Origin of the sequence: Planomonospora corallina, assembly GCF_042650625.1 — a bacterium.
In the GTDB taxonomy this organism is placed as follows: domain Bacteria; phylum Actinomycetota; class Actinomycetes; order Streptosporangiales; family Streptosporangiaceae; genus Planomonospora_B; species Planomonospora_B corallina.
In genome coordinates this window covers 1-2,403 of sequence record NZ_JBHSBM010000061.1, presented here as the reverse complement: position 1 = coordinate 2,403, position 2,403 = coordinate 1, and the positions used below count along the sequence as shown (strand labels likewise).

General features: G+C 73.3%; 2 protein-coding genes. Both read right to left on the bottom strand.

Annotated features, from left to right (window positions below; all coding sequences use genetic code 11):
• Positions 1-1,499, bottom strand: a 1,499-nt coding sequence (locus tag ACFOWE_RS31385) for a diguanylate cyclase domain-containing protein (RefSeq protein ID WP_377294273.1), incomplete at its 3' end; no start/stop codon positions are given.
• A 331-nt stretch (positions 1,500-1,830) separates the two neighbouring features.
• A partial coding sequence (locus ACFOWE_RS31380; RefSeq protein WP_377294271.1) for an EAL domain-containing protein occupies positions 1,831-2,403 on the bottom strand: 573 nt, incomplete at its 5' end.

Genomic DNA, 2,403 nt, shown 5'->3' with positions numbered 1-2,403 from the left:
AAGACGCTGATCTGGTTCTTGCCCGCGGCCTTGGCCGCGTACAGCGCCAGGTCCGCATCACGCAGCGCCTCCTGCGCCTCCATGGCCTCGGCGATCATGTGCAGGCCCACGCTGACGGTCAGGTGCAGAACCTCTCCGCTCACGGTGAAGCTCTCGGCGATGGCCTCGACCACGCGGCCGGCCACCTCGCCCGCCTCCTCCGAGGTGACGTCCTCCAGCAGGATCGCGAACTCGTCGCCACCGAAGCGGGCCAGCGTGTCGGACTCGCGCACGACGGTGCGCAGCCGGCGGCCGGCCTGGATGAGCAGCTGGTCGCCGACCGGGTGGCCGTAGCTGTCGTTGACGTGCTTGAACCCGTCCAGGTCCAGCAGGAGCAGCGCGTGCCGGGCGGTCGGGGAGCGGCGGGCGGTGGCCTGCTCCAGCCGGTCGGTGAACAGGGCCCGGTTGGACAAGCCGGTCAGCGGGTCGTGCATGGACCGGTGGCTGAGCAGCTGCTGCAGGGCGTTCTGCTCCTCCAGCGCCCGCGACAGCTCCGCGGCCTGCTCGTCGAGCCGGCGGGCGTGCCGCTGCGCCGTGCCGGTGGCCGCGAGCATCCGGATGAGCAGGAACACCGACAGGCCGGTCAGCAGGAGCATCGGGAACGCGATGTCGAACCGGTTCAGCGTCACCTGCTCGGAGTCCAGGGAGAGGACGAAGGAGACGGGGCCCGCGCAGGCGACGGCCAGGAAGAGCCCTCCCCGGGTGAAGGTGAGGGCGGTGCCGGAGGCGCTCCGGCCGGACTCGGCCATCGACGGGTGGAGCGCGGCCGTTCCCATCAGGACGAGCCAGAGCATCCAGGCCCCGGTCCCCAGGAGCTCGGCGCCGGGGCCGTGCAGTACGGCCATGCCGGGGTTGCCGTCGCCCACGAGCGTCGCGGTGAAGACCGCGTCACCCGCGATCAGGGCGGCGACGCCGAGGCCGAGCATCCGGTAGGAGGTGTTCCGCACGCCGTACCTGAGCCAGAGGCGGACCGCGGCGAAGGCGACGACCAGGTCCAGGGTCATGCAGATCAGCGTCATGATGTGCTCGGCGCTGCGCAGGTCCTCGCCGCCGGAGAAGGCCTGGAAGATCATCGTCCACTGGAGCAGGGCGAGGCCCACGACGACGACGACCGCGTCCAGCGTCACGCCCTCGCCCTCGCCCTCGCCGGAGGGGGCCGAGAGGCGCGAGAGCCGGTACAGGCCGGCCGCGAGCAGCGGGTACATCGGTATGTAGAGCAGGTCGAGCCAGAGGGGGAGGGCGGCGGCGTCGCCGCCGGCCGCCACGTACCAGGCGGTCCACAGCAGGTCGGCTCCCGTCCAGGCCGCCACGCCGGCCGTGACCAGCCACCACCCCGCCGCGGCGGGCGGGCGGTGCCGCCGGATCCCGATGGCCAGCGCGGTCACCGCGGCGAGCGGGACGACCTCCCACAGCACGCCCCTGGCCGGATCCGGGAGGGCGAGCACGACAGCGGCCAGCACGGAACCGAGCAGGAGGAAGAGCGCCCAGAGAGGGAGTCCACGCTCCTTCCGGTGACGTGTGACCTGCCTCGAGGGGGAGGCGTCTGGCTGCATCGTCTTCTCCCGGCATGCGGTGTCGTCGGTGACGGGGCGGCGCGGCGGCGCGCGGGAGCCCGTCCCCTCATCGGTACGCGCGGGCGATACCTGAGTCCTCCGGCGGACGTCTTCCCCCGGCCGTGCGGACTTCTTCCCGTACGGCGCGCGGCCGGTCCCCCGTGCTCCCGGAGGCGTCCTCTCCCCCGGCGCGCGGCCGGTCCCCCCTAGCGGGACCGCTCCGCCGGCCGGGCGCGCGTCACGCGGCCCGGCCGCTGCCCGCGCCGCCGTCCAGGAGGGCGTCCAGGGCCGGGGCGGGCACGGGCTTGCTGAACAGGTAGCCCTGGCCCAGCGGGCAGCGCATGTCGCGCAGGAACTCCTGCTGCTCGCTGGTCTCGACCTTCTCCGCGACGGCCGGCAGGTCCAGGCTCTCGCAGAGGCCGATGATCGCCTGGGTGAAGGCGTGCCGCTGCCGGGTGGCCGTGTCGCTGCCGGAGGCGAGCGTGGTGAAGGCGCCGTCGATCTTGACCACGTCGACCGGGAGGCTGTGCAGGTAGGCCAGCGAGGAGTAGCCGGTGCCGAAGTCGTCGATGGCGACCCGCACCCCGTGCTCGCGCAGCTCGTGCAGGTAGCCGATGGCCTGGTCGCCGCGGTGCGCGCCGGTGCCCATCAGCTCGGTCTCGGTGATCTCCAGCACCAGCGCCTGCCCCGGCAGCTCCGCGTCCGCCAGCGCCTGCAGCACCATGGCCACGAAGTCCGGGCGGCGCAGCTGCACCGCCGAGACGTTGACGTTCACCGAGATGCCGTACCGCTCGTACCAGCGCCGCGCGTC